This window comes from Pseudoalteromonas sp. 68 DY56-GL68 (genome assembly GCF_041414825.1).
Lineage (GTDB): Bacteria > Pseudomonadota > Gammaproteobacteria > Enterobacterales > Alteromonadaceae > Pseudoalteromonas.
In genome coordinates this window covers 260,106-286,064 of sequence record NZ_JAOCZL010000006.1, presented here as the reverse complement: position 1 = coordinate 286,064, position 25,959 = coordinate 260,106, and the positions used below count along the sequence as shown (strand labels likewise).

General features: G+C 39.9%; 27 protein-coding genes. 19 read left to right on the top strand and 8 right to left on the bottom strand.

Translation table 11 applies throughout. The annotated features are described in order from the left end of the window. Positions 1-44: 44 nt before the first annotated feature. From NYF15_RS02025 to dgcA, 7 genes are all read left to right on the top strand, one after another. Positions 45-3,014, top strand: a complete 2,970-nt coding sequence (locus NYF15_RS02025) for a TonB-dependent receptor domain-containing protein (RefSeq protein WP_371352604.1) — start codon at positions 45-47, stop codon at positions 3,012-3,014. 58 nt (positions 3,015-3,072) lie between these two features. Then, positions 3,073-4,644, top strand: coding sequence for an amidohydrolase family protein (locus NYF15_RS02020; RefSeq protein ID WP_371352603.1), 1,572 nt, complete (start codon positions 3,073-3,075; stop codon positions 4,642-4,644). A 164-nt stretch (positions 4,645-4,808) separates the two neighbouring features. Further along, complete coding sequence (locus tag NYF15_RS02015) at positions 4,809-7,199, top strand: M14 family zinc carboxypeptidase (RefSeq protein ID WP_371352602.1); 2,391 nt, start codon at positions 4,809-4,811, stop codon at positions 7,197-7,199. 78 nt (positions 7,200-7,277) lie between these two features. Then, the gene (locus tag NYF15_RS02010; protein WP_130152037.1) at positions 7,278-9,002 is read left to right on the top strand and encodes a Na+/H+ antiporter NhaC family protein; all 1,725 of its coding nucleotides are present in this window, start codon (positions 7,278-7,280) and stop codon (positions 9,000-9,002) included. Positions 9,003-9,018: 16 nt separating this feature from the next. Then, entirely contained in the window at positions 9,019-9,894 is an 876-nt protein-coding gene (gene dgcR / locus NYF15_RS02005) for a LysR family transcriptional regulator DgcR (protein ID WP_062567850.1), read from the top strand. Positions 9,895-10,015: 121 nt separating this feature from the next. Next, positions 10,016-11,014: an N-acetyltransferase DgcN gene (gene dgcN / locus NYF15_RS02000; RefSeq protein WP_371352601.1), complete on the top strand. Its 999-nt coding sequence runs from the start codon at positions 10,016-10,018 to the stop codon at positions 11,012-11,014. Then, a complete protein-coding gene (gene dgcA / locus NYF15_RS01995; RefSeq protein WP_371352600.1) occupies positions 11,008-12,087 on the top strand; it encodes an L-Ala-D/L-Glu epimerase DgcA in 1,080 nt (359 codons plus the stop codon). The genes dgcN and dgcA overlap by 7 nt, the downstream gene beginning before the upstream one ends. Positions 12,088-12,140: 53 nt before the next feature. Here the strand turns inward: dgcA and NYF15_RS01990 are convergent, their stop codons facing one another. Continuing rightward, entirely contained in the window at positions 12,141-12,599 is a 459-nt protein-coding gene (locus NYF15_RS01990; RefSeq protein WP_371352599.1) for a GyrI-like domain-containing protein, read from the bottom strand. Positions 12,600-12,788: 189 nt separating this feature from the next. On the opposite strand from NYF15_RS01990, the gene NYF15_RS01985 reads away from it, so the two are divergent. The 5 genes from NYF15_RS01985 to NYF15_RS01965 all read left to right on the top strand — a co-directional run bounded on the left by NYF15_RS01985 (position 12,789) and on the right by NYF15_RS01965 (position 17,146). Then, positions 12,789-13,415, top strand: coding sequence for a fused MFS/spermidine synthase (locus NYF15_RS01985; protein WP_130152033.1), 627 nt, complete (start codon positions 12,789-12,791; stop codon positions 13,413-13,415). Next, entirely contained in the window at positions 13,400-14,290 is an 891-nt protein-coding gene (locus NYF15_RS01980) for a spermidine synthase (RefSeq protein WP_371352598.1), read from the top strand. The genes NYF15_RS01985 and NYF15_RS01980 overlap by 16 nt, the downstream gene beginning before the upstream one ends. A gap of 265 nt (positions 14,291-14,555) precedes the next feature. Next, the gene (locus NYF15_RS01975) at positions 14,556-15,032 is read left to right on the top strand and encodes a MarR family winged helix-turn-helix transcriptional regulator (RefSeq protein WP_130152031.1); all 477 of its coding nucleotides are present in this window, start codon (positions 14,556-14,558) and stop codon (positions 15,030-15,032) included. A 4-nt stretch (positions 15,033-15,036) separates the two neighbouring features. Further along, positions 15,037-16,098, top strand: coding sequence for an HlyD family secretion protein (locus tag NYF15_RS01970; RefSeq protein WP_371352597.1), 1,062 nt, complete (start codon positions 15,037-15,039; stop codon positions 16,096-16,098). A gap of 13 nt (positions 16,099-16,111) precedes the next feature. Beyond that, positions 16,112-17,146, top strand: coding sequence for a DUF2955 domain-containing protein (locus NYF15_RS01965; RefSeq protein ID WP_371352596.1), 1,035 nt, complete (start codon positions 16,112-16,114; stop codon positions 17,144-17,146). Positions 17,147-17,158: 12 nt separating this feature from the next. Here the strand turns inward: NYF15_RS01965 and NYF15_RS01960 are convergent, their stop codons facing one another. Beyond that, complete coding sequence (locus NYF15_RS01960) at positions 17,159-17,476, bottom strand: hypothetical protein (RefSeq protein WP_130152028.1); 318 nt, start codon at positions 17,474-17,476, stop codon at positions 17,159-17,161. Between the two features lie 132 nt (positions 17,477-17,608). Continuing rightward, positions 17,609-18,022 (bottom strand): alternative ribosome rescue aminoacyl-tRNA hydrolase ArfB, encoded by a 414-nt coding sequence (gene arfB / locus NYF15_RS01955; RefSeq protein WP_062567841.1) that lies wholly within the window; start codon positions 18,020-18,022, stop codon positions 17,609-17,611. A gap of 110 nt (positions 18,023-18,132) precedes the next feature. Here arfB and NYF15_RS01950 point away from each other — a divergent pair, with 110 nt between their 5' ends. Continuing rightward, positions 18,133-18,681 (top strand): short-chain dehydrogenase, encoded by a 549-nt coding sequence (locus tag NYF15_RS01950; protein WP_237118794.1) that lies wholly within the window; start codon positions 18,133-18,135, stop codon positions 18,679-18,681. A gap of 27 nt (positions 18,682-18,708) precedes the next feature. On the opposite strand, the gene NYF15_RS01945 is transcribed toward NYF15_RS01950, so the two are convergent. Genes NYF15_RS01945 through NYF15_RS01930 form a run of 4 tightly spaced genes read right to left on the bottom strand, consistent with a single transcriptional unit; the run spans position 18,709 to position 21,129 of the window. Further along, entirely contained in the window at positions 18,709-19,461 is a 753-nt protein-coding gene (locus NYF15_RS01945; protein WP_371352595.1) for a phytanoyl-CoA dioxygenase family protein, read from the bottom strand. A gap of 2 nt (positions 19,462-19,463) precedes the next feature. After that, positions 19,464-20,045, bottom strand: a complete 582-nt coding sequence (locus NYF15_RS01940; protein ID WP_371352594.1) for a uracil-DNA glycosylase family protein — start codon at positions 20,043-20,045, stop codon at positions 19,464-19,466. Between the two features lie 19 nt (positions 20,046-20,064). Continuing rightward, complete coding sequence (locus NYF15_RS01935; protein WP_237118792.1) at positions 20,065-20,427, bottom strand: VOC family protein; 363 nt, start codon at positions 20,425-20,427, stop codon at positions 20,065-20,067. Positions 20,428-20,430: 3 nt separating this feature from the next. After that, positions 20,431-21,129 (bottom strand): aspartate/glutamate racemase family protein, encoded by a 699-nt coding sequence (locus tag NYF15_RS01930; RefSeq protein WP_371352593.1) that lies wholly within the window; start codon positions 21,127-21,129, stop codon positions 20,431-20,433. 197 nt (positions 21,130-21,326) lie between these two features. On the opposite strand from NYF15_RS01930, the gene NYF15_RS01925 reads away from it, so the two are divergent. The 3 genes from NYF15_RS01925 to NYF15_RS01915 are packed head-to-tail and all read left to right on the top strand — an operon-like array spanning position 21,327 to position 23,601. Beyond that, positions 21,327-21,671, top strand: a complete 345-nt coding sequence (locus NYF15_RS01925; protein ID WP_371352592.1) for a hypothetical protein — start codon at positions 21,327-21,329, stop codon at positions 21,669-21,671. Next, on the top strand, positions 21,668-23,269 hold the full coding sequence (locus tag NYF15_RS01920) for a PepSY-associated TM helix domain-containing protein (RefSeq protein ID WP_371352591.1): 1,602 nt from the start codon (positions 21,668-21,670) through the stop codon (positions 23,267-23,269). The genes NYF15_RS01925 and NYF15_RS01920 overlap by 4 nt, the downstream gene beginning before the upstream one ends. After that, a complete protein-coding gene (locus tag NYF15_RS01915; protein ID WP_130152020.1) occupies positions 23,266-23,601 on the top strand; it encodes a DUF3325 domain-containing protein in 336 nt (111 codons plus the stop codon). The genes NYF15_RS01920 and NYF15_RS01915 overlap by 4 nt, the downstream gene beginning before the upstream one ends. A 174-nt stretch (positions 23,602-23,775) precedes the next feature. On the opposite strand, the gene NYF15_RS01910 is transcribed toward NYF15_RS01915, so the two are convergent. Further along, a complete protein-coding gene (locus tag NYF15_RS01910) occupies positions 23,776-24,309 on the bottom strand; it encodes a lipocalin family protein (protein WP_371352590.1) in 534 nt (177 codons plus the stop codon). 102 nt (positions 24,310-24,411) lie between these two features. Between NYF15_RS01910 and NYF15_RS01905 the strand changes: the two genes are divergently transcribed. The 3 genes from NYF15_RS01905 to NYF15_RS01895 all read left to right on the top strand — a co-directional run bounded on the left by NYF15_RS01905 (position 24,412) and on the right by NYF15_RS01895 (position 25,835). Then, a complete protein-coding gene (locus NYF15_RS01905; protein WP_130152019.1) occupies positions 24,412-24,861 on the top strand; it encodes a YaiI/YqxD family protein in 450 nt (149 codons plus the stop codon). Beyond that, complete coding sequence (locus tag NYF15_RS01900) at positions 24,858-25,397, top strand: hypothetical protein (protein ID WP_371352589.1); 540 nt, start codon at positions 24,858-24,860, stop codon at positions 25,395-25,397. Before NYF15_RS01905 ends, NYF15_RS01900 begins: the two co-directional genes overlap by 4 nt. A 66-nt stretch (positions 25,398-25,463) precedes the next feature. Further along, positions 25,464-25,835: a response regulator gene (locus tag NYF15_RS01895; RefSeq protein ID WP_371352588.1), complete on the top strand. Its 372-nt coding sequence runs from the start codon at positions 25,464-25,466 to the stop codon at positions 25,833-25,835. Positions 25,836-25,959 lie beyond the last annotated feature (124 nt).

The window sequence follows — 25,959 nt, the reverse complement described above, 5'->3', positions numbered from 1 at the left end:
GGTAATGAATGGAATAATTAAAAATATAAAACAGGATGAAGAAAATGCCTTCGCAAAAGATAACAAAATACCCATTAAATAAAGTCAGTTTATCCTTATTAATTGCTCTTAATCTACTCCATATATCTGAGGTTGCAGCACAGCAAGCTGACAATAAACAAGTTAAGACACCTGAAAATGAAGAATTAGAGATTATCAGTGTCGTTGGCTCAATGATCAAAGGGGCTAATATTGAGGGGGCACTCCCTGTGTCTGTTATTGATTCTGATGATGTTGACGCAATTGGCGCGACTTCAGGAAGTGAGCTGTTTGCATCGATACCTAGTAATGGAACAGTAAGTTTTAATGGTAACGATGTAGTGAGTGGTGTGTATGCGTCACGAGGGGATGTAGCATCAATTAACTTACGTAGTATTGGTACGGGTAACACACTTGTATTATTGAATGGGCGACGTTTGGTACAACACCCAGGCTCGCAAACAGAAAACTCAGTGCCAGTAACGACCGTTAATATGAATTCGATTCCAGTAATGGGGATTGATGCTGTTGAAGTTTTACATGATGGCGCTGCTGCTATTTATGGCTCCGATGCGGTTGCAGGGGTCGTTAATACGCAAATGAAAAAGGATTTTAGCGGTTACCGTTTTGATATGCAGTATGGCCAGGCTGAAAATACGAGTCGTGAAAAGCTCAATTTAAATGCGCTAGCTGGCTGGGATGTTAATGATGGTTCGACCAATATAACAGCCTCAGTTAATTACTATCATGGTTCTGAGGTTATGGCTTCAGAAACGAAGTTTTCACGCAATAATGATTTAAGACCATTCTTAGAGGGCACGCGTTGGGAGGGAGATTCTAACTTTAGAAATAACTCAACAACAACTCCCTGGGGACGTTTTGATGCGAGTCAAGCAGTCGACGGCCTGACAAGTTCAGCCGGACGGTTTCATATCGAAGATGTGGATGCCAGTGATTCAAATCAGCGATGTGTATTAAGCAATGGCTTGTGCATTGATAGTGGCAGCATTTCAAGTGACACTCAAGGTTATAACACCAATAGTAGCCGTACGCTTATTCCTGAAACTGAACGGTTAAATTCATTTGTTTTTATTAATCATGAACTAAGCTCAGGTACCGAGTTATACAGTGAACTAGGTTATTACCAAGCCGAGTCAAACTCACAGCGAGGTGAAACCGCTACGTTAACCTCTGCACCGGTGACAATCTCAAGTGATGCATATTGGAACCCGCTAGGGAATGGTATTAATCAAGTGTCTGGTTTTGGCATTCCCGCACAAGGACTCGATGTCACTATTGATGCTTACCGTGTTGTTGATGCTGGTGCTAGAGGGATTAATGTGGACAATAAATCTTATCGTGCTTTAGCGGGTGCCCGAGGTGATCTTGATGCATGGAGTTGGGACAGTGCGGTACTTTATTCCAAAGCTAAAACAGTTGATAAAACGAATAACCGTATAAGTTTAAGTCTCTTTCAAGACAGTGTAAACCGCCAAGACAGCTCTGCATATAACCCTTTTTGTAATGCATCTTGTAACTCTCAAGAGACGATTGATAGCTTTTTAATCGATATCAGTCGTGAGGGTGAAACAGAACTCGCATTAGTCGATTTTAAAGTGTCGAATCCTGCTTTATTTTCACTACCAGCTGGTGATGTTGGTATAGCAATGGGAGCTGAGTGGCGTTATGAAAGTTTCGCAAACACTTATGATGACAGATTAAATGGCACTATAACCTACACAGATACTGTAACGGGGAGTAATTATGCTTCTGATGTTATGGGCTCTAGTGGTCAACCAAATGCTGATGGTTCACGTAATGTAGCGTCGGCGTTCGTTGAGTTTGCAGGAGCGCTGATCAGTCCTGAAATGGAAATCCCTCTAGTCGAGAAGCTTAACTTTCAGCTTGCTGGTCGCTTTGAGCAGTACAATGATGTAGGAAGTGTATTTAAGCCAAAAGCAGTACTCAGCTGGTATCCTACCTCTAGTTTACAAGTACGAGGCTCTTACTCAGAAGGTTTTAGAGCTCCTAATCTTGAGCAACTTCATACCGCCAGTACAACTCGTGTTAATTACCCAACAGATTACTATCGATGCCAAGCGCGAATAAATAAAGGGGAGTTGAGCAACTTAAGTGAATGTAATGGCAGCGACAGCGTCTCTAATATTCGCTTAGGGAACACAAAACTAAAACCAGAAAATGATTACAACTATGGATTAGGCCTAGTTTATACACCCGAATTTATTGACAACCTAACGCTTACAGCCGACTTTTGGCGTATAGAACAAGAAGACCTGATCGGTATACGCTCCTATCAAAATATCGCTGACTTAGATTATTTCTACCGTTTAAATGGCGCAGCTAACCCAAATGTTATTCGCTCACAGGCAACTGCTGATGATATCGCTTTTTTTGACGGTTCTGGTTTGGCTGCGGTAGGCGACATGGTTGAAGTTGTTGGTTTATATGAAAACTTAGACTCTCGTGTTACTGAGGGCCTCGATTTAAGCATCAACTATCGCTTAGCTGATACTGACTTTGGTGATTTTGATATAAAACTTAACGCGGCAAAATTACTAAAAGCATATCAAAGTGTTGATAGTGAATCGGCAAAGTTAGCTGCATTAGGTTTACCTCTTGAAGATGTGGGCGATTTAATTCAAATGGACGGCCGTCCTCAGTGGCAAGCAACCGGTACTTTAACTTGGCGCTATAACAATTGGGGAGCAGGCTTGTATGGTAAATATGTTGGTGATTTTTATGATACGAGCGCCGTTCATGATGAAACCGGTGAATATTGGCATGTAAGTAGTTGGAGTACTTTTAACGTGTATGGTCAATACACGTTTGATTCTGGTACTCGCGTTCGTTTAGGTATGCGAAATATGTTTGATAGAGAGCCACCTCTAGCAGATGAAACATACGGTTATAACGCAAGCTTGCACAATGCAGAGGGACGTTATTTATACGCTAACTTTAGTTTTAGTTTTGAATAAATAATCATTCAATTAGATGAGAAGTTGTGTGCTTCTCATCTGCTTTATGGGATAAAAAATGCGAATTAATAAACTAACAAGCATCATCGCGAGTGTTATTTTACTGGCGGGTTGTACTAAGGGAACCCCGCAATCTATCGACACAATTATTATTGGAGAGGTTATTTATAGCGGAGCATCTGAAACTCCGTTTTCTGGTGTGATTGGTATTGATAAAGGCAATATAGTCTTCCTTCAAAAACATCTACCTACTGATATCAAAGCAAAAAAGACAATTAACGCGCAAGATTTTATCATCGCACCTGGTTTTATTGACCCTCATACACATGCGTGTAACGATTTTAAAGGTGGGCTGACAAATCTAAATGCAAACTACTTAACGCAAGGTGTCAGCACCGTATTCTGTAACGTCGATGGTGGTGGCGATGTTAATGTTGCGGGAACATTGCAAGAATACCAGCAGCAAGGTATTGGCACCAATGTTGGGCTTTATGTTGGTCATGGTTCAGTCCGTAAGGCGGTAATGGGACGCGTAAATCGCGCGCCAAGCAACAGCGAGCTTGAGCAAATGAGAGAGCTTGTAAAAGAGGCAATGAACGCGGGAGCATTGGGTTTATCAACAGGGCTTTATTATGTGCCTGGTAACTATGCGACAACCGAGGAGGTTATTGAGCTGGCTAAAGTCGCAGCAGAGCATGGTGGTGTTTATGATAGCCATATTCGTGATGAAAGCTCTTACAGTATTGGTCTTATAGGCGCTATTGAAGAAGTTATAACAATTGGTGAAGAAGCAAGGTTGCCCGTTCACATCGCTCACATTAAGGCGTTAGGAACCGACGTGTGGGGAGAAAGTGAGCAAGTTATTAAACTTATAGATAATGCGAGAGCGCGGGGAATTAAGGTGTCTGCGGATCAGTATCCTTGGCGAGCCTCAGGAACCAGTGTTGCGGGTAGTTTAGTACCACGTGAAGTGCTTGCCGGTAGCAAAGAAGAGTATTTAGCGAGATTACAAGACGCTTCGCAATGGCCTGCAATTCGTACAGCCATGTTAGAAAACTTAAGGCGAAGAGGCGGCGCTGATTCTTTATTGATAAGTGACCCTACGCGCCCTGATATACGTGGCAAGACACTGGCTCAAATCGCTGAAGACTGGCAGTTGGATACAATTGACGCAGCAAAAAAAATAATTATTTCAGGTAATGCGCGGGTTGCCAGTTTTAATATGTCTGAGGACGATATTAAAGCGTATATGCAAGCTCCATGGGTGATGACTTCATCCGATGGCAGCCCTGGTCACCCAAGAAAGTACGCCTCTTTCCCAAAAAAATATCATGAATATGTTTATCAAAAAAAATGGCTAAATCTAGCTGAGTTTATACATAAAAGCAGCACGCTAACCGCAGAGACATTTGGTTTAACTAATCGAGGAAAATTAGTTGTGGGAAATGTCGCTGATATTGTTATTTTTGATAAAGAAAAATTTGCTGCTAATGCAGATTATTTAAACCCAGAAAAGCTAAGTTCTGGTGTGCAATGGATGCTGATAAACGGCCAGTTAGCTATTGATAATGGCAAAGTGTTAAATGTATTGGCAGGCCAAACTATTCGACAAAATCAATCACTAAGGTAGTCATTATGAAAATGTTTTTTAAGGCGCTTTTCTGTTGTCTCATCATGTTTTCTTCTTGTTATGTGTTCTCTAGCGCCGCGAGCAACTTTTATAGTCCAGCAACGAATTTTAATACAGATATAATTTCCCCAGAGAACTTTTTGGGTCATCAACTAGGTGAGCAAATGGTTCGTAATGATCAGTTAGTTGCTTACTTTAAGATGTTATCGGAACAATCAGAACGCGTTAGTTTTGAAGTAATTGGCTATAGTCACGAACGCAGGCCAATAATTACTTTGACAATTAGCTCGCCAGCAAACCTAAAAAAGCTGCCCGAAATCCAGCAAAAGCATATGCTTTTACAGCAAGGTAATGCATTAAATACTACAAATATGCCAGTGATAAGTTGGATTAACTTTGGTGTTCATGGCAGTGAAGTAAGCTCAACAGACTCTGCGATACCTATTGCCTACCACCTTGCAGCTGCACAAGGTAAAGAAATAGAAAAGCTATTAGAAAATAGCGTTATTTTGTTAACAGCTAGTATGAACCCTGATGGCAATAGTCGTGAAGCCTCTTGGAATTTACGTTATCAATCAGAGGTAGCTATTAGCGACCCTGTGCATGCTTTACATGGTTCTCCATGGCCGTCAGGGAGAACCAATCATTATTGGTTTGATTTAAATCGGCAGTGGATGTTGCAGCAACACCCAGAGCCCGTGAGTTGGGTGAAAAAGTTCCATGACTGGCGACCAAACATCGTGGCTGATTTTCATGAAATGCGCTCTTATAAATCGTTTTATTTTCACCCAGGCGCACCTGATAGGGTTCATCCATTAATCAATAAGCAGGCTATGGGGTTGTTATCGGATGTTGTTGAGCAACCTCGCGCGTATCTAGATAGCGCTGCTACTTTGTTTTTTAATGAAGAGGCCTATGATAATTTCTACCTTGGTAAAGGAGCGACTTATCCACATTTATACGGCAGTTTAGGTATTCTATTTGAACAGGCCAGTTCTGCTGGGGTTTTGGAAACACCAAGAGGGCTGTTGTCATTTCGAGAAAATATTAAAACGTATTATCATGTAGGCCTAGCGCTTCTTAATAATGCTGTAGACAAAAAACAGGCCTTACTTAATTATCAGTATCAGTTTTCTAAAGAAACTAAAGAAACCGCGAAGAACGATAGTGTTAAAGGGTATGTATTTTCAGCACCAGAAGACCCTGCAAAGATCTTTCATTTCTTACAGCTACTTAGCCGCAATAAAATAGACGTTAAGCCCCTAACAAAAGACATAACCGTTAACGGTAAATCATTTTTTGCAAATCAAGCATACGTTGTTGAATCAGCTCAAGCGAGTTATCCCATGCTCAAGGGATTGTTCTCAAAAGTAACGCGCTTTGAAAATAATACATTTTATGATGTATCTGGCTGGACGATGCCGTTAGCTTTTGGCATTGAATATGAAGAGCTTAAACAAAGTAATTACCAAGTAGGTGAAGTGCTTGCGGTTACTTTTCCTCGCCAACCTTCCCCAAGCGAGGCTCAGGTTGCTTATGCATTTGAATGGAGCAATTATTACGCTCCTAAATTGATGTATCAATTACTGCAAGAAGGTTTTCGTCCCCGTGTTGCGAATAATGGCTTTCAAGCAGAAACAGACCAAGGGCAAAAAACATTTATGCGCGGTACAGTGGTGGTGCCTGTATCGAATCAAGATAAAAGCAAATTACATTCATTAATGAGCCAGGCTGCGGAGCAAGATGCGATAGCTAGCTACGCATTGCAATCATCGCATACTCAGAGTATTGGCATGGATTTGGGGAGTAATAACATCGAAGCAATTGAACAGCCTCACGTATTACTTGTTATTGGGCCTTCAATTTCACAGTATCAAGCTGGAGAAGTTTGGCATCTTCTTGATAAGCGCATGAATATTCCTAGTGTTTTAGTGACTAAATCACAGTTAGAAAAGTTAGATCTAAATAACTACAGCCACATTGTGCTTGTTGACGGTCAACACGCAAATATTAATAAGAAAACCACCGATAAGTTATTAACTTGGACCCGCTCGGGAGGGACATTTATTGGTATAGCTGACGGTGCAAAATGGGCCAGCAAAGAGTTACTAGACCTTGTTACGGTCGAGATTAGCCCGGGTATTGAGAATCAGCGAGAAAGAATCAATTATGCCCAGAAGTCACACCTTGAAGCGCAAGATATTATTGGTGGTGCAGTCATGTTAGGAGACTTAGACATTACCCACCCGCTTGGATACGGTTATGTAAGAAGAGAGATTGCCAGTCACCGAAGTGGCTTACTGGCGTTTGAAATGCCAAAAAACCCTTACGCGTCTATTGTACAGATAGCTCAAAAACCGTTATTAACAGGGTTTGCTTCAGTTGAAAATCAACAGCAACTAGCAGGAAAAACAAGTTTAGTTGCACAAAGGTTAGGAAAAGGAAGTGTTATTTTATTTGCCGATGATCCAAACTTTAGAGGCTACTTTTATGGAACAGAGAAGCTATTTTTAAATAGCTTATTCTTTTCAAAGTTATTCGTATCGCCCAGATAGTGTGCATTTTTGAGCCCCAAGCGTTCGACTTCGGGCTCAAGTTGGGTGTTCATTTGCATTTCAAAAAAAGACAATAAAATGATAAGCAACAATAAACTTTTACCCTTTCTGATCCTTTTAAGTGCCATTGCAAGTGCACTGTATGTGAACTTTTTTGTCACTCCAACATGGTTAGAGCAATCTTATTTATATGATACATATCAAACTGAGCATAATCAGTATGCTTATATTTATAAAGGAAAAGAAGTTACTATAAACTCAGTTGTGGCATATCAAGACTCACCTTTAAATCAAGCCTCTTTAGATGCGAGTAAACAAACGCCGAGTTTAAAAGAGCAATGGGTTATGACTGATGATGGCGAGGTACGCTTACTAAAACCTGCCTTTCATTATGGCTTATGGTCACTGCTGCCTGCATTTGTCACCATTTTATTGTGTTTGATTACCAAAGAGCCACTTACGTCTCTATTTAGTGGCATTGTTGTTGGGGCTTTATTACTTGGTCACTACGACTTAACCAATGACGTTATCATTGTGAATTTAGCAACTGAAAGTAGCGCCGCTTTGTTATTACTTTACTTGTGGTTATTAGGCGGGTTGATTGGTATCTGGTCTCGAACTGGGGCGGCTCAAGCGTTTGCAAACTTTATGACCAAGCACTTTGTGAAAGGGCAGCGCTCAGCCAAGTTGATTTCATGGTTTTTAGGCGTTATTTTCTTTCAAGGCGGTACCATGAGTACAACCTTAGTTGGCACCACAGTGCGCCCCCTTGCTGATAAAGCAAAAGTGAGCCATGAAGAAATGAGCTATATTGTTGATTCAACAGCCTCCCCTATTGCATCAATCCTCGCATTTAATGCATGGCCTGCTTATATTCAAGCGCTAATTTTTGTACCTGGGGTTTCTTTTCTTGCCACAGAATCAGAGCGAATTAAATTTTTCTTCTCAAGTATTCCATTTAGTTTTTATAGTTTTTTCGCCGTTTTAGGCACATTTTTGTTGAGCATGAATATTACGCGTTTTTCTGGCAAGCGGATTAGAGATGCTCATCAACGCGCATTATCAACAGGACAGCTTGATGCCCCAGATGCAACACCATTGAGTGCAAAAGAGTTACAGCAAACCCATGTCCCTTCTCATTACTCGCCACATGTATTAGAGTTTTTATTGCCTTTGATAAGTTTGATTAGTATCGCCATAATTACTTTTTTATACAGTGGTACGCCTGAAGTTAATTGGGCATTTGGGGTTGCGTTATTAATGTCTGCGTTTATTGCGTTGTGTAAAGGTATGTCGTTAAGTGACCTGATGGACGGGTTTGCAACAGGCCTAAAGGGGGTTGTTGTTGCCTCTGTTATTTTAATGCTTGCGGTTATTATAGGAACCATTAGTAAACAAATAGGTGGAGGTTTGTATCTTGTATCTTTACTTGGGGATGGTTTGCCCTTTTGGTTGCTGCCAATACTTCTACAGCTGATCACGCTCGCAATAGCTTTTTCAACAGGCACAAGTTGGGGAACCTATGCTGTCGCATTTCCTTTAGCAATGCCACTCGCTTGGGCTATTAGTCAATCACAAGAACTCGCACATCCAGAGTTATTTATGGCTGTATGCTTTGCTGCGGTTTTAAATGGGAGCGTATTTGGTGATCAGTGCTCACCTATCTCAGATACAACGATTTTAAGCGCTATGACCACTGGGTGTGATCTGATGGATCATGTTAAGTCGCAGCTTGTTCCTGCATCAATCGCAGCTGGTCTGGCAGGTTTACTTTGGACTTTGACTGTTTACTTTTTTGCCTAACTTTGGGAGTTAATAAATGCGACTGCGACATATCGAAGTGTTCCATGCAATCTATACAACGGGTTCAATAACGAATGCCGCTAAAGCTTTACATGTATCACAACCCTCGGTTAGTAAAGTTTTATCGCATGCGGAGATGCAATTAGGTTTTAAGTTATTTGAGCGGGTAAAGGGACGTCTCATTCCAACGGAGGAGGCGTCGATGCTATTCAACGAAGTTGACAAAATTTATCAGCAAATGCGGTCGATTAAAAACACAGCTGAAAATATAAAAAAAGCTGAGTTTGGCAATATAAATTTAAGTGTTACACCTGCCTTAGGTTTCGATGCACTTCCCTGTGCAATAGCAAAGTATCATCACGCGTATCCAAAAGTTAACTTTAATGTGCAGACGATTCATAACAATGAAGCATTGCAAGCATTACTTGAGCATAAGTGCGATTTGGCTGTTGTTTTTTCGCCGAGTGCGATGCCAGGCGTTAAAGCTATTAAAATTGCACAGTCAGAGCTGGTTGCGGTATTTCCTAAACGTTTATTTCCATCTATACCTGCGCAGCTGACTTTTCAGGAACTTGAAGGAGCAGAATTTATTGATATAAGTGATAGTGGACCTTTAGGGCACCTGTTGTGGAAGCGCATGCTTGAGGAAAATATCGTACTGGACTCTACAATTAAAGTGCAAACTTACTTTATTGCTGCACGCTTGGTAGCACAGGGAGTGGGTGTATGTATCGTTGATAAGTATACTGCTATGGGAAACTTGTCAGATGACATTGCTATCGCCTCATTCAGTCCTCCTTTATTTTTCAACGTGAGTGCTCTTCATTTAGAAAATAAAGTTTTATCACATGTTTTAGATGCCTTTTTAAATGAGTTATCTAATTGTATTTAAAGGGTATTTTGTCTGGCTATAAACATAGGTTATAGGTGCAATAATTCTTCATTCTTTTCTAAATTTTAAAAAATAATATGCTCTGTTTAGTCAATTTTTCTTTCTAAATTAGAGATATATTATGCAAATTAAGCCTCCTTATTTACTATTTATCGGTGATGCGACCGATAAACTCTCAATTAAAATGGCACAAAGTTTAGCTGATTGGCGCGCTGAACTTTGTGTAGGCGAGCTGAGCGTTAACGGTTGTACAGTCAGTACTGGCCTCAATCAATGTAGCATCTGTGAAGCTGCTAAGTTAGGTGCAAAAACATTCGTTCTAGGTTTTGCTAATAGTGGTGGTGTGTTAGACAAAAAGTGGTTGCCAATTATTAGTGAGGCAATAGAGCACGGAATGAACATCGTAAGTGGGCTTCACGATAAGCTCACTAACTTTGATGAGCTGGTCAGTCTTTCGCAAAAGTACAATACAAACTTATTGGATATTCGTCATCCAAGTACAGCATTTGCAACAGGCAAGGGATATAAACGCAAAGGTAAGCGATTACTTACTGTGGGAACAGATTGCTCTGTAGGTAAAATGTATACAAGCTTAAGCCTAGAGAAAGCGATGAAAGAACAAAATATAGATGTCGACTTTAGGGCTACGGGACAATGCGGAATTTTAATCTCAGGCAGTGGTGTAGCGATAGATTGCGTTATTGCTGATTTTATATCCGGTGCTGCGGAATCATTAAGTCCTGATGCAGAGGAAACTCATTGGGATATTATCGAAGGGCAAGGTTCGCTGTCACACCCTGCTTTTGCTGGCGTTAGCTTGGGATTGTTACATGGTTCTCAGCCTGATGCGTTAGTGATATGTCATGCTTTAAATAGAACCCATATGCGTGGCTTACCACATACTTCCTTTCCTAGTATTGAAACGACGATAGAGTTAAATATTGCTGCGGCAAAATTAACGAACCCTGATGTTCAGGTAGTCGGTATTTCCGTTAATACATCCAGTGTTAGTATTGAACAAGGAAGTGAAATTTGTGAGCGTCTGAGTCAGACATTTGGTGTGCCATGTGTTGATCCCTTACGTGATGGCGTCGATTCAATAGTGGCCAACTTATGCTAACAGAAAGATTGTTCAATATATCCTTAGAAACGTTGTCGAGCGTTTACACTGTCTCTGTTTTTCATCAATCAATACCATTGAAATCAGACTTTAAAATTTCTAGAGGAACAAAAAAGAGCGCTGATGTGATTGTGGTTGTGATTGCAGACAAAGAATTTTACGGCTGGGCTGAATCGGTCCCCTATGCGCGTTATGATGAATCAATAAATACATCGACAAAACAAATTAAAGCATTGTTTTGTGATCGTTCCTTCACTCGCAAAATGGAACTTTCTGAGTTAATTAATACACTCCCCGCTGGTGCTGCCCGTAATGCACTAGATTGTGCTATGTGGGATCTTCAGGCCAAACAAAGTGCACGACCAGTTGCAGAAATATTGAGTAAAACCAGTATAACGAGTATTTGCGCGCATACACTTAGCATTGATACACCAAAAGCCATGCAAGAGGCTGTATTAGCGATGAATTCCCCTCCTCTAGTGAAAGTAAAACTAGATAAACAAGACATCATTGCTAGGATGACGGCTATTGCAAACGCAGCGCCTCATAGTCAGTTTATCGTAGATGCAAACGAAGATTGGTGCTTTCGTGATTTAGAAGAGAATGTAGAGGTGCTAAAAGCACTTAATGTTGTACTAATTGAGCAACCTCTACCCGCTGGTGAGGATGAGCAACTGATTAACTTTACATCGCCAATCCCTCTTTGTGCTGATGAATCATGCCATACTGAAAATGATCTTCCTTATTTGCAGGGACGATATCAAGTTGTCAATATTAAACTCGATAAAACAGGAGGATTAACTCAAGCCTGTTCGTTAGCCAGCAAAGCCCAAGAGATGGGATTTGATATAATGCTTGGTTGTATGGTGGGCAGTTCTCTAGCGATGGCGCCAGCCTCATTACTTGCATCACAAGCTCGTTATGTCGATTTGGATGGGCCACTGTTAGTGTTAAAAGATCGAAAGCATCACTTTACTTATGCTGATGGTCAAATGAGCCCTCTTCAAAGTTGTCTATGGGGAGGTGCGCATAATAGTGAGCGCTTTTTCGTTGATTGCTTACAGCTACAGTAATGCTTTTCAATTAAGCTCCCAAAAGCTTGTCATAGCAGGGAGCTTAGAGGTATTTATTCTACAGAAATAAACACCTCGACCTCTTCACTATTCTTGTAAAACTCATAGTCAGTTTTATAAGCGCGAATATATGGGCAGTGCTCATTACTAAAGTATTGCCATACTTGGCCCCATACATCCACAACTGTTTGAGGCATGGCTCCTTGACCGCTAAAGCGAAGATATTTTCCCGTTGCAAGGTCTATTGATTCTGTATTCGCTGATTGTACAGGGGTACTGGTACAAGCATAGACATCAAAGTCACCCGTAACATCTGACTCGTAATGTGTGTATACACCATAAACTTGGCTTTCAGGAGATAATTTTGGCGCAACATTGGCATAAAACGCTTGCCATAACCTCGCTATTTTAGCGCCTTGGCCACTCATTTCATTACTGTTACAAGTGCGAACTTTTAAACCAAATAGTGTTGTGGAGTTATCGATAGTGATATGTGTTTTTTGCTGATCCATAGCGCTTTTTTCCTTGTGTGTTTTGTACCTATAAAATATCAGAATTTTGGATTAGATATATAGCTTTTTTGAAAAATTTTAGTCTTGCGCTTTATGGATATATCTAACAGGCTAAAAAATAGTCATAGTATCGCAATCACCATCAGGTTAAGATGAATTTAAATTAAAATAAAATTAGCAGGTGTTTTTATGAATAAAATCAATGCTCTCATCTACTTTCTCGCATTTAGTAGTGGCTTTTGTATCATGGGGATTGAGCTTTTAGGAGGGCGAATTTTAGCCCCCTATTTTGGTAGCAGTGTACATATTTGGGGCAGTATAATTACTGTGTTTATGCTGAGCTTATCAATTGGCTATCTACTAGGCGGAAAGCTTTCTACACGTAACCCTTCCTTAACTAAATATGGCGCTATCTTTTTTATTGCCAGTATTATGGTCGTACCCATTGTTTTATTTGCTGAGCCTATTATGGCTTTTATTTTTAGCCATATTGAAGACAGCCGTTACGGTTCTTTACTAGCCTCAACAGCATTGTTTTTTATTCCAACGACTATTCTCGGAATGATTTCGCCTTATTCAGTGCGGTTATTGGTTACCGATCACGAAAAAAGCGGTCAGGTTGCCGGTGGTTTATATTTTGTCAGCACTTTAGGTAGTGCCCTTGGGACTATTATCACATCTTTCTACATGGTGTTAGCTTTTGATGTAAACGATATTATTAAAACATTTGCATCAGTACTCGGTGCGTTAGGCCTGCTTGCTATTGTCGTCAGTCAAACACGTACTAAGGAGCGTACAGTATGTTTAGAGTCTTGATAGGGTGTGTAATTTTGATATTGTCGTTCGGTGTCTACAGCGAGGTAATACATAAGGAACGCTCGTTATATCGCAATATATTAGTTGAAGAGTCCGGTGATTTACTGTGTTTAAAATTTAATGAAAAAACCCGCAAAAGTACGCAAAGTTGCATCTATAAAAGTAAGCCCAAAAAGCTGGTGTTCAACTATACAAAAATGACATTTGCGAGTTTACTTTTTATCGATAACCCCCAAAATGTGCTTATTATCGGTTTAGGCGGTGGGACATTATCCAATACTATCCACGAGCTTTATCCTAACGCAAGTATAGAAAATGTTGAGATAGACCCCGCTGTTATTAAAGTTGCGCGTGATTATTTTCAATTTATAGAAACCGATAAAGTGACTTCAAAAGTACAAGATGGGCGTATTTTTATTAAACGAGCGGCATTAAAAAAGCAGAAGTACGATTGGATTATTCTTGATGCCTTTAATGGTGACTACATTCCTGAGCACTTACTGACTAAGGAGTTTTTTGCTGAGGTAAAAAGTGTGCTTGCTGAGGGAGGCATTGTTGCTGCTAATACTTTTTCTTCAAGTAAGCTTTATCAGCATGAGTCCGCTACTTATTATGATGTGTTTGGTGACTTTGTAAATGTTGTGACAGATAAAAACTCAAACCGCATAATCTTGGCGGGGTTAAATGCGATGCCAAGTGAGCCGCAAATAGCAAAGCGCGTAAAACAATTAGCGGTTAAGTTAGCGCCATATGATGTAGATATACATTCTTTGAGCGAGCATTTGTTTTATACCAGAGATAATCAGGATTGGCCTGAAGATACTAAAGTACTGACGGATCAATATTCGCCAGCAAATCTGTTAAATTATCAATAAATACATGTTCTTTAATGAGACTGATTTAGTTGCTCTGCTGTTGGCTGAGCAACGATACCTGCCTGCCCCGTTTTTGAAAGGGCTAAACTAATTGAAAAAGGGCGAGAACTGAAAGGGTATTGCTTCAAACCGTTTGGCTGTGCATAAGTTTCGCAACCTTTCGTTTTTTTCGATTAATCCTATTTGTTTTATAAAATGCATTAATATTTACTTAGCATGCTAAGTAAAATACAATAGTTAGCATGCTAAGTAATTGGAGTGCATTATGTCTTCGACTATCCCCTTTCATGAAACGTTAGATTTAACCCTCTGCGGGAGCATGGGTCGTGTACATCGTTTGTGTCGTGATGCCGTCACGCTCGCTGTGGAACCTCTTGGTCTAACTCAGTCTCGTTGGACTGTTATGATTCATTTGTTTCACTTAAATCAGGGTTGTACCCAGCAAGAGTTGGCGCATAGCTTGGGTATTGAAATGCCGTCTTTAACACGCACTATCAAGCAGCTTGAACAACAACAGATTATTGTACGTAAAGCTGATGCAGAGGATAAACGCAGTAAGCGACTGTATTTTACTGAACAAGGTCTAAACTTACTGGAGACCTTGCGTGTGATCATTGCAGATGTAAAACAAAACCTTTATGCAGATTTAACAACACAACAGCTCGATACTATGGCACATGGCCTTGTTCAGATGGAAAAGAATGCCCGTCAGTGTATTAATCACTACTCAGGAGATAAATAACTTTATGACACCGGATCAAAAATTTGCCCGTTATGTAAAAATCTCCTTAGTGGGCTTCATTGTTTTATTTCTGTATTTTGTAATTGCTGATCTTTATATGCCAGTGACGCCACAGGCCCGTGTATACCACCCTGTTGTGCAAGTGACACCACAGGTAAGTGGCCGCGTGACGGAGGTTTTAGTAACCAATAATCAAGCAGTCGAAAAGCGCCAAGCATTGTTTAAGATTAATGATGAACCGTTTGAGTTGGCTGTTCAACAGGCTGAGCTTGCTTATGACGATGCTAAACTTCAAAACCAACGTTTAGATAGCAGTGTGAAAGCAATTGAAGCGCAGCTCGCGGCAGCGAAAGCTAAGCTGCATGAACAAACATTACTGCTCGAGCGCGGTGAGTCGTTATTGAAAAAACACTCTATTTCAGAGCAAGAATACGAAACAATCAATGCAAATTACCAATCAAGTAAGGCAAATGTAGCGGCAATTGAAGCTCAGCTTAGCGAAGCTAAACTTGCTCGCGGTAAAATAGGTGATGATAACTTAGCATTACGTCATGCCCTGAATCAGCTTGAACAGGCTAAACTCAACTTGTCTTATACAACAGTAACGGCTGATACCGATGGTAAAACTGCCAACTTACAAGTGACAGCGGGTACATATGCCAATAAAGGCCAACCTTTAATGGCGATTGTTGCTAACAAGGCTGACCTTGTGGCTGATTTTCGCGAAAAGTCCTTGGTGCACGTGCAAATTGGTAGTACTGCTAAAGTAAGCTTTGATGCGCTACCTGGGAAAGTGTTTACTGGCAAAATTATTAGTTTTGAAGCGGGGGTGAGTGATGGTCAACTCAATGCAAACGGTTTACTCAGTGCCACTGAAAGCAGCAACCGTTGGGTACGAGATGCACAACGTCAACGTATTCATATTCAATTAGATGAGCACCAAATGTTAGCTAAATTTCCAAGTGGTGCCCGTGCTACAGTTCAGCTTCTGCCTGACTCAAGCGTTGGAAGTTGGTTTGCGAGCATGCAAATTCGTTTTATCAGTGTTCTGCACTTCATTTACTAAGGCAAGGTAAGTTATGTCAGTATTGCAACTTGATGGTAATGGCTTGCGCCAAGCACTGCGCATTGCCACGGGTTCAGCATTAGGGTTCGCACTGGCAAAATTGATGAATTGGCCTAATGGCATCTTTTTTACTGTCTACCCTATGTTATTGCTCGGCTTAGTCCCTGTACTTAATATGCATATCATTCGTCAGTTTTACGCTGGTGCTGTATTCAGTGCGTTGTTTGTGCTTGTTGTGCAAGGATTATTTTCCCACTTACCTGTTGTTATGACGATGATGAGTTTTGTCGCATTCGCTTTTTTGTTTTATCAAATGAGCCGTGGCGCTAACTTTTTATTTGGTGCTACAACGGTTGTGAGTTTGTCGATTCAATTACACTTTTCGACTTACACAGGTGGGGGAGTAAGTATTTATCCACTTATTATTAGTAATGCTGTTGCTGTTGTAGTCACTGTTGTTTTTTCGATGCTTATGCATGGTTTGTTTCCTGATGTTGCATCGCGTCAAGCTCGTGTAATGCCAGAAAAAGCGAAAGAAAGTATACGCCATGAAGTTTTACTTTGCTCAACAGTGGCAACCTTGTCGTTTGTGGTATTTCAGGTATTTGATTTACAAGACTCAATCTCCGCGCAAGCGGCATCGGTATTGATCTTATTTTCATTGTGCTGGAAAGCGGCCGGTATGGCGGCGTGGCAGCGTGCAATTGGCACATTAATTGGCTGTAATTTAGCGTTAGTTGCGCAGCTCTTTTTATATAATCACACTGATATATTGATTTTTCCTGCGCTTATCTTATGGATTTTGACGTTCATCTTTAGTCGATACCATATAATTTCTGGCGGCATTCCTGGCGTTGGTTTTGGTATTATTACTACGTTTGGTATTTTGTTTGGTCAATCGTTAGGACCAGGACAGGACTTGGTTTACAGTGCTTTGTATCGGTTCTCGTCAGTATCTGTGGCGATTCTAGTCAGTTTATGTGCTGTGTATATTATGCACCATATACTTAACCGTTTCGCTGTAACACGGCATCATACATTTGATTAATAAAAAAGGGAGTTACTCTGATGAACTCCCTTTTTTATTATTTGCTTCAAAAATAGTGGGCAATGATTTTAATAATTCATCTTGTTTCACCACATTGTGCACACACGTTTTTGAAACAACATCTGCAACCCATGCTCCCCACTGCGAGCTACCAGGTTCCTCACCTGGGGTGGCCCACCATCGAGCCTTGTATAAAATCTCGTTGTAGCAGGTTTCACTTCCTTGCGGATATGCACTACCGGCTTGCCAAGAGTCAAGCGCGAAACTAGACATAGGCAAAACTGACAGCGTTATCATTGCAATTGCAAAATGGTGTGTTTTGTAGTCCATGCATGGTTCCTTCAAAAGTGAGATAGTATGATTATTATAGTATTTGCTAGGTTAACCATCAATTAACTTTGTTAACAAGTTACACTTCTTTACAGTTCTGCTTATTTTTGATACTGGGATGTAGTTATAAAGTTATAATTTTATGTTTTTTCTTAGTTCTTTTGTTTGTCCTCTTTTGGTTTTGCTGTCCATCCTCTTTCGTTGAGAGTTTTTACTTGGTTTGGTTGGTCTGCGTTTCTTTTGAACCTGTGTCGCACTTATAATAAGTTCTTTTAAGCGGTTAAGTGCATCTTCTTTATTAAGTTCTTGAGTACGGTGGTTTTGCGACTTTATTACAACAACGCCCTCTTTTGTGATTCGAGAATCATTTAAATTTAACAGTCGTTGTTTGTAAAAGTCAGGAAGTTTGGAGCGATTAATATCAAAGCGTAAATGGATAGCACTCGCCACTTTGTTCACATTTTGCCCACCCGCTCCTTGAGAACGAATAGCGCTTATATCGAGCTCCCATTCATCGATTGTTACAGTATTGGAAATAATTAACATTAGGTTCAGTTAGCTGTGATAAAAACTATATTCTAACATTTGTAATTAGCTGATCATAATAACCCGTTAAAACTAACTGGCGGCTAAAAATTGTACACAAGGAGAATTTGATGAAAGCGTTACTTATATCAATGAGTTTACTCGTAATGAGTTTTTCAAGCTTCGCAGAAGATATTACGGAAAACCAACTTCAAAGTTATATTAAAGCGTTACCTGCAGTGGCTAATTGGTCGCAGAATCAGCCTGAGCTTAAAAACGTTGACTTAGGAAGTATGTTAAGTGGTTCTGAGGCAACGAATACATCATCAATGATGGGATTTCTTGATCAAATAAAACAACACGAGCTATATACTGAGTTTGCGGGATTAACTGAGCAATATGGTTTTACGCCAGAACAGTTAATTGCCGTTGGCTCTGAAGTATCAATGGCCTATTTAGCTAATTTAAAAGGTAGCTTGTCCAGTGAGAATCAAAAGCGTGTTGATCAAGCTGTAACAGGCTTACAAAGTTTCGGCGCTTCTTCGGCTAATTCGGGCACACGATCATTGGCAGGTGCATTAGAAGGGGCAAAATCAAGCACCAACGTGAACGAAGGCAATGTGAGTTTGGTTAAGGAATATATGCCACAACTAAAACAACTATTTGCAATGTTACAGTAATCTTGTCATTCAATAAAAAACGGCTAACTAGCCGTTTTTTTGTGGCCAAATAAAGGCATCTGGGTTGTCGAGTTGCAGCTTTTGATTTTCAGTTGGTAAAAAATCGGTTTGTAAAAATTGCTCAATACTGGGATGACGTTCAAAGTATAAAATATCAAAAGCAAACCGATTTAAACCATATAGGCCTCTATGAATCATATTTGCAGAAAAAATAAGTAAGTCCCCTTTTTCCAGAGCAATCGTTTTTCCGCTCTTTAGTGCATTACTATTTGAAGCCCCCTGTTTCTCTAGCCGCACTGTTAATTCCTCTTTTGAGTCCCAGTGTTTATGGCTTGCAGGAATGACTTCAATACCAAGTTCATCCTCAAAAGCGACTCGACAATGCAAAACCTCTGGGCCCTTAAGGGCTTTTTTTTGCTCGGTTAGGTTTAAATGGTACTGCATATCTCTGTGCCAATAATTACGCTGTTCTTTTTTGTAAGGGTTAAAGAAAAGCTGGGTATTCATAAAGCACGGTGCAGCAATAATTGGTCTTACGTGGTTGAGCAAAGTATCTGAATTAATGAACTTAAATAAAATTAATTTTTCGTCATCCGTTAAACATCGTGCTGCGGTCAGTCCTGAACTATTGATGCCTTTAGTTTTGTAAAAATGTTGGTTTTCCTGTAACCAGTTATCATGAAACTTATCTAGAATTGGGCGAACCTTTGATAGGCTCTTATCATTGTAAAGGCCCTTTACATGGTAATAACCATATTCTTCATAATAGCGGTTTTGCATTATTAGCCTTTAAGTATGGAGCGTACTTTTGTACCAAGCTCGGGCAGTACTTGTTGTTCAAACCAAGGATTTTTCTTTAGCCATATATTGTTGCGGGGGCTAGGGTGAGGTAACGGAAGATGGCTTGGCCAGTAGTCACGCCATGATTTTACTAACTCTGTTAATGGCTGCTTCTTTGTTTGTGGTAAATGATAAGCTTGCGCATACTTGCCAAGAACAATAGTCAGCTGAATATTATTTAACTGCGCCAGAAGCTTCTCACGCCATGCAATAGCGCATTCTTTTCTTGGCGGTAAATCACCTGATTTGCCTTTTCCTGGATAACAAAAACCCATAGGTAAAATAGCAAAACTCTGTTCATCGTAGAATTCATCAGTACTTACATTAAGCCACTTTCGAAGCCTATCGCCACTTGCATCATTGAACGGCTTACCTGTTTGATGAACTTTAACTCCGGGCGCTTGGCCTGCAATTAAGATACGAGCGTTACTGTTAAACTGGATAACAGGGTGTGCGCCAAGTGGTAAATGAGGTTCACAGATCACGCATTTACTAACTTGTTCTATTAAAATTTTTGTATTCATGAGTTAGTAAAAATATGATCTAGGCTTGTTTTGACCAAACTGCCAGCTCATTACCGCTTGGCTCTGTGAAATGAAAGCGATAACCACCCGGAAAATTAAAAAGAGATTTTATTATTTTACCGCCATGGCTCTCAACCTGTGATTGAGTTTCCTTAATGTTGTTTGAGTAAAGCACTAACAACGCCCCTCCATTCGTTGATAGACATTTTAATGGTGCTTGATAAAAGCCCCCGTCAAGGCCTGCTGATTCACAGCTAAATGCGGTGTATTGAGGTCCATAGTCAGTAAACTGCCATTTAAACACGTGCTGAAAGAAAGCTTTAGTTGCTGTTAAATCGCTCGCAGCAAATTCAACGTAATTTAAAGTATGATGGTTTGACATTATTTATTCCTTATTAAGGCTATGCTCAAGGGCCATTTCACAATGTAGCGCAGTGCTATCAAGCAGCGGCATTGAAGTATCAGCTTGCTGTACTAGTAATGCGATTTCTGTACAACCTAGAATAACAGCCTCAGCTCCTTGCTGTTTTAGTTTATCAATAATTGCTAAGTACGCAGCTTTAGACTCTGATTTTATAATCCCTTTGCATAATTCATTATAAATAACATTATGAATGATGGCTCGCTCCTGTGCTGCTGGGATTAACACATCAATAGAAAATTTATCTGCTAGTTGTTGTTTATAGAAATCCTGTTCCATAGTGAACTGGGTTCCAAGTAAAGCGACCTTTTTATGATTATTTTGGATCAGGTTTTCACCAACTGCATCAGCAATGTGTAATAAAGGAATTGAAATCGCAGCTTGTACTTGCTCAGCTAATTTGTGCATTGTATTGGTACAAATTAATAAATAATCCGCACCTGCAGCCTCAACTTGCTTGGCTGCTTTGATCAGTATCTCTGCCATCTGTGGCCAATCTTGTTGCTGTTGTAATCTTGCTATTTCGGCAAAATCCAAGCTTACCAGTACTATTTGTGCACTATGAAGTCCACCAAGGCTTTCTTTAACACCTTGATTTAAAAGCTGGTAATAACTTTGCGTTGACTCCCAGCTCATACCGCCAATTAATCCTATTGTTCGCATCCTAGCCCCCTATCCGGTTTTTATATCACCTTATGATATTAGGCTTCGCAAAGCCAGTAGATCATTATTTTACTAACTAGAGAGTACCCGATAAATTTACTTATTCTTCATGGGTACGCAAATGATAATCACTATCTTTTTTATTTTGTCGGTTTATAATAGTGCGCTTTCTATTCGTGTTTATTTAAAGGATTATCATGCATTCACAATCCATTGATGCAGTGCCTTCGCAGCGTCCTAAAAATGTGTCTAAAAAGCGCTCTGTGAGCATCTCTTATCGAATATCGGTATTCTTTCGGTTTGTTGCTGCCATCTTTGGGGGCTATGTGTTTACCAGTGTACTTATCTCTTTACTAGCCATCCTGCTTCCCTTAAATCAGCTAGACAGTGTGTTATTGACCACCACTTTGTCGGTATTTTTTTATAGTTGTGTCTTTATTTGGGTGTTTGCAGTTAAGTCATTAAAGCGTGTCTGGATCACTATTTTACTAACTACAGGTGTTCAGTTTGTAATTCTTTCGTTGATTAAGGGTTGGTTATGAAAGAGAACTTTTTTCGCTCAATGACCTGGCTACATACTTGGGTTGGTTTGTTAGTATGTTGGTTATTATTTTTAATTTTTTTTGCTGGCACAATCAGTTTTTTTAAAGACGAGATTACTTATTGGTCTGAGCCAGAAACGCACACTATTACTCATCAAGATAACCGCCTAGATAAGCAAAGACAGCAAATTAACTATGCCGTAGAGCAGTTGCAAAATAAAGCCGCAGACTCATCATCATGGCGTATTTATTTACCTGAGCCTCGTAACCCTTTATATACCTATAGTTATGCTGAGCCTAAGCAGCCAGAGCAACGACGCGCTAAATTTACTGAGACTTATTTAGACCCTGCTACAAATGAGGAAATTGCGCCGCCTAGAGAGACCAAAGGCGGGTATTTTTTCTATCGACTGCATTTTGATTTACATTACATCGATGTCAGAACTGCACGTTGGCTAGTGTGTCTAGCATCATTATTTATGCTGATTGCTCTGATTACTGGTGTTGTTATTCACAAGCGTATTTTTAAAGATATGTTTAGCTTTAGAAAAAACAAAGGAAGTCGCAGTTGGCTTGATGCTCATAATGTATCATCGGTACTAGCCTTACCATTTCATATTATGATTACGTATACAGGCTTGATAACGTTAATATTTATGGTTTTCCCCTACCCTGCTCAAACGGTGTATGAGAAGGGGCTACAACAAATGTTTAACGAGGCAAGTCCTATCAGGGCTCGTGTTGAATCGAGTGATGTTCCTGCGCCACTGGTGAGCATGAATACTATTTTAGATCAGGTTTATACTAGGTCACCTGATGCTGATATTGGCTTTTTCTTTATTCGTGATGCAAACAAAGAGTCATCACGCGTGAGTGTGTATTTGAATACAGGTAAAAAAGTTGTGGATAATGGGGCGGCATTTTTATTTTCAGGTAGTACTGGCGAATTACTCGCTGAGCAAGGTAAGGACTGGTCGGCATCAGCACGCTTTTATGATTCGATGACAGCATTACATGCAGGGCGACTAGCTAGCCCATTATTACGCTGGCTATATTTCTTATGTGGTATCGCTGGCTGCGCAATGATTGCTACAGGCTGCATTATGTGGGCTAAACGTTTAAGAGAGCGTTTAAAGCCGCAGCAGCAAGCTGGGGTTGGCTTGAAATTAGTAGAAACGTTAAATCTAGCTACCCTGATGGGGTTACCATTTGCTACGGCATCATTTTTTATTGCTAATCGATTATTACCTTTAGAGATGGTAGCGCGTGCCGATAAAGAAATACTCGTGTTCTTCCTCGCATGGTTAGCAATGACTGTGCTGGCAATAATAAGTAGCTCCAAACGTCAATGGCAATTAGCAGCGTGGCTTAACGCATTGGTATGTTTTGCTGTTCCTTTAGTAAATGCTATGACAACAGAGGGTAATTGGATCAGTTATTTACTAACTCAAAACTGGGCGCTGTTTTGCGTTGATTTTGGTTTCATTATTGCGGGAAGCCTGTTTATTTTACAGGGCAAAAAATTACGTACTGCTAGTAAAAAAGTAAGTACCAGCCGTTTTCAAAAGCCCAAGGAGCTTAAGGAGCAACAAGGATGATGGAATTACTGCAGTTTAGTTTGTGCTTTATGGCATTTAATTGTTTTGCTTTAGCAAAGTTTAACCATTTTCGTGAAGTTTTTAAAAAGAAGCTAACTGATAAACAGCGACATAGCTTTTTAACTACAGGCTGGATCACTATTTTACTAAGTTTAGTGTTATCTGTATTGAGTGAAGGTGGATATGGTGCATTATTATTTTGCGGTTATATGGCGCTAAGTGTACTTATGCTCATGATTTTATATAGTTTTACCGTTTCATGGGTAAAGCATATAAGTATACTCAATTTATCAATTTTACTGTTAAGTTGCTTTTCGGTAATGATTTTCTAATTTAGTTAGTAAAAAACTGATCTGAAAAAAATGGGTAGGCATAGCCTACCCGAGCAGGGAATTAAATTGGGGGGATCACATGTTGCTTCAATTTAATAAAGCAGAGTTTGCCTTGGTTCAATGACAGTTGTGTTACGCATTCATGATGTTTTAAAGACAATCTGTAAATCCCCTTTACAGTTCGTCATGCTCAACGAAGATTAATTCTTCGGTTTTAAAGCCATATTTTTTAGCTGTGTCTTTAAAGTCTTTTAATTGTGCCTCGCTCACCTTGGGTGTTCTTGATAAAAACCATAAATATTCTTTGTTGTAGCCAGTGATATATGCATATTGATAATTTTCTTTATCTAATTCAAAAATCACATACGAGCTGTAGAATGGGCCAAAGAAAGAAACCTCTAAATGACCTATATTAGGTTTGCTCGCAAATTTAGCTTTGCCTTGGGCTTGCTCCCATGCCTGTTCCTCAAGATTGTAGCCCTTGTTAATTACTTTTACACTGCCATCCGGATTAACTGAATATTGAGCTGTTATTCCTTCTAAGCCACGCTCAAAAGAGTGGTCTAGCCGCGCAATTTCATACCAGGTACCTGTGTATTTATTGAGTTCAAAGTTTTCAACCGGTTTTATATTCTCTGGGGTGCCAGTACAGGCAGAGAGTATCGTAGAGGTAATTGCTATAATGAGAAGTTTATGGAAGTTGCGCACGTAAAGCTCCTTTTAATATCAAACATTTTAATACGTTAATAGCGGTAAATAAGTTCAATTACGGTAAACTATCTCACACTTAAAAATTCTGTCGAGAGTGCTATGAAAATTTGGGTTGATGCGGACGCCTGTCCTACCGTTATCAAAGAGATATTATTTCGCGCAGCAGAGCGCACGCAAACAGTTACAACGCTGGTTGCTAATCATGCGATGCGTGTGCCACCCTCAAAGTTTATTTCGCGTATACAAGTTTCATCAGGGTTTGATATTGCTGATAACGAGATTGTGAAACGCGTTGAAGCGGGTGATTTAGTTATCACAGGAGATATTCCACTTGCCGCAGAAGTAATAGAAAAAAATGCACAAGCGCTGAATCCTCGTGGAGAGCTTTATACCACGGAGAATATTCGCTCTAGATTAAACGTACGAGATTTTATGGAAACAATGCGTTCTAGTGGAGTTGAAATGTCTGGAGGACCACCGCCTCTAAGCCAAGCCGACAGGCAAAACTTTGCTAATAATTTAGATCGCATTCTAGCTAAAAAACTATGATGGACACAAAGAAGCAGCTACAGGGTTTTGGAGACAGCAAATTCACTGTAGCGGTATACATTGAAAAGCGCCCACCCATGGTGCCGTGGCAAACACTTAACTTTTTGCATGCAATGCAAGCAGGCGAAATTAATAGCATAAATCAAGCTTGCGGTAATGGCTGGAGAAAAGTTTTTAACGTATACGCCAAGGTATTATTTGCTCTGCCTAGTGAACATTTTAAATTTGCAAAGCAAGCGTGTGACTGGCAAACCTTCCGAGATGATTTATTACTGCAAACTAACAGCCGCACTGCGCTTTTGTTTAGTCCGCCACTTTTAAATGAAGGTAACCAATTGCATATTATTGCAGGTCGTACCCATGCTAAAAAACTGATTCAATCAGGGCTGCTTAATTCACCACTAACTTGGTTAGATGATGAATTTGCCATTAGCAAGAGTGACAAGGTTATCGTATGCCCTTACTTCGATTATCGGCAATTGAGTAATATTAAGATTGCTCGACTAAGCCAATTAGTGGCTGATGTTTTGGCTTAAATACTTCATTGCGTTATTGAATATGCAAACTAAGCTTAAGATATTATAAAAGCTAGTGTGCTTAGTATGAAAATTCTTGTTGTAGATGATATGCCACTGATGCGCCATGTATTAATTAATATGCTGCGTCGTCTTGAGTATAACGATATCACTGAAGCCACAGACGGATCACAAGCATTTGATTTACTCGAAAAGCAGCATTTTGATCTCGTGATCACGGATTTGCATATGCCAAAAATGGATGGAAAGTGTTTATTAAATCATATTCGCGAAACTCCCTCTCTTAAATCAATGCCTGTGTTAATGGTGACATGTGAAGATAGTAAGCAGACAGTCAATGATATGATTAGTGCAAAAGTAAATGGTTTTATCATCAAACCATTTTGTTTAAATACGTTACAAAAGCAACTGATTCGCATTGTTAAACCAGATAAATGATTGTTTTTAATCTGTTCTTTTTATTAATACCTGCTGTCTGTTTTTAAACTAGTTAATAGATACATCTACAAATCAACGGCATTTTTTTGCTCTCGATCGCAAACCTATTGCCTAGCTTTAAATT

Excerpts from the sequence above, each read along its gene's own strand:
- NYF15_RS01925 (WP_371352592.1), top strand. The coding sequence starts at position 21,327 with ATGCATTCACAATCCATTGATGCAGTGCCTTCGCAGCGTCCTAAAAAT.
- NYF15_RS01960 (WP_130152028.1), bottom strand. The coding sequence starts at position 17,476 with ATGGACTACAAAACACACCATTTTGCAATTGCAATGATAACGCTGTCA.
- NYF15_RS01975 (WP_130152031.1), top strand. The coding sequence starts at position 14,556 with ATGTCTTCGACTATCCCCTTTCATGAAACGTTAGATTTAACCCTCTGC.
- NYF15_RS01905 (WP_130152019.1), top strand. The coding sequence starts at position 24,412 with ATGAAAATTTGGGTTGATGCGGACGCCTGTCCTACCGTTATCAAAGAG.
- NYF15_RS02025 (WP_371352604.1), top strand. The coding sequence starts at position 45 with ATGCCTTCGCAAAAGATAACAAAATACCCATTAAATAAAGTCAGTTTA.
- NYF15_RS01990 (WP_371352599.1), bottom strand. The coding sequence starts at position 12,599 with ATGGATCAGCAAAAAACACATATCACTATCGATAACTCCACAACACTA.
- NYF15_RS01940 (WP_371352594.1), bottom strand. The coding sequence starts at position 20,045 with ATGAATACAAAAATTTTAATAGAACAAGTTAGTAAATGCGTGATCTGT.
- dgcN (WP_371352601.1), top strand. The coding sequence starts at position 10,016 with ATGCAAATTAAGCCTCCTTATTTACTATTTATCGGTGATGCGACCGAT.
- NYF15_RS01930 (WP_371352593.1), bottom strand. The coding sequence starts at position 21,129 with ATGCGAACAATAGGATTAATTGGCGGTATGAGCTGGGAGTCAACGCAA.
- dgcR (WP_062567850.1), top strand. The coding sequence starts at position 9,019 with ATGCGACTGCGACATATCGAAGTGTTCCATGCAATCTATACAACGGGT.
- NYF15_RS01980 (WP_371352598.1), top strand. The coding sequence starts at position 13,400 with ATGTTTAGAGTCTTGATAGGGTGTGTAATTTTGATATTGTCGTTCGGT.
- NYF15_RS01895 (WP_371352588.1), top strand. The coding sequence starts at position 25,464 with ATGAAAATTCTTGTTGTAGATGATATGCCACTGATGCGCCATGTATTA.
- NYF15_RS01935 (WP_237118792.1), bottom strand. The coding sequence starts at position 20,427 with ATGTCAAACCATCATACTTTAAATTACGTTGAATTTGCTGCGAGCGAT.
- NYF15_RS02015 (WP_371352602.1), top strand. The coding sequence starts at position 4,809 with ATGGTTCGTAATGATCAGTTAGTTGCTTACTTTAAGATGTTATCGGAA.
- NYF15_RS02010 (WP_130152037.1), top strand. The coding sequence starts at position 7,278 with ATGATAAGCAACAATAAACTTTTACCCTTTCTGATCCTTTTAAGTGCC.
- NYF15_RS01950 (WP_237118794.1), top strand. The coding sequence starts at position 18,133 with ATGAAAGCGTTACTTATATCAATGAGTTTACTCGTAATGAGTTTTTCA.
- NYF15_RS01985 (WP_130152033.1), top strand. The coding sequence starts at position 12,789 with ATGAATAAAATCAATGCTCTCATCTACTTTCTCGCATTTAGTAGTGGC.
- dgcA (WP_371352600.1), top strand. The coding sequence starts at position 11,008 with ATGCTAACAGAAAGATTGTTCAATATATCCTTAGAAACGTTGTCGAGC.
- NYF15_RS02020 (WP_371352603.1), top strand. The coding sequence starts at position 3,073 with ATGCGAATTAATAAACTAACAAGCATCATCGCGAGTGTTATTTTACTG.
- NYF15_RS01945 (WP_371352595.1), bottom strand. The coding sequence starts at position 19,461 with ATGCAAAACCGCTATTATGAAGAATATGGTTATTACCATGTAAAGGGC.
- NYF15_RS01900 (WP_371352589.1), top strand. The coding sequence starts at position 24,858 with ATGATGGACACAAAGAAGCAGCTACAGGGTTTTGGAGACAGCAAATTC.
- arfB (WP_062567841.1), bottom strand. The coding sequence starts at position 18,022 with ATGTTAATTATTTCCAATACTGTAACAATCGATGAATGGGAGCTCGAT.
- NYF15_RS01970 (WP_371352597.1), top strand. The coding sequence starts at position 15,037 with ATGACACCGGATCAAAAATTTGCCCGTTATGTAAAAATCTCCTTAGTG.
- NYF15_RS01920 (WP_371352591.1), top strand. The coding sequence starts at position 21,668 with ATGAAAGAGAACTTTTTTCGCTCAATGACCTGGCTACATACTTGGGTT.
- NYF15_RS01915 (WP_130152020.1), top strand. The coding sequence starts at position 23,266 with ATGATGGAATTACTGCAGTTTAGTTTGTGCTTTATGGCATTTAATTGT.
- NYF15_RS01965 (WP_371352596.1), top strand. The coding sequence starts at position 16,112 with ATGTCAGTATTGCAACTTGATGGTAATGGCTTGCGCCAAGCACTGCGC.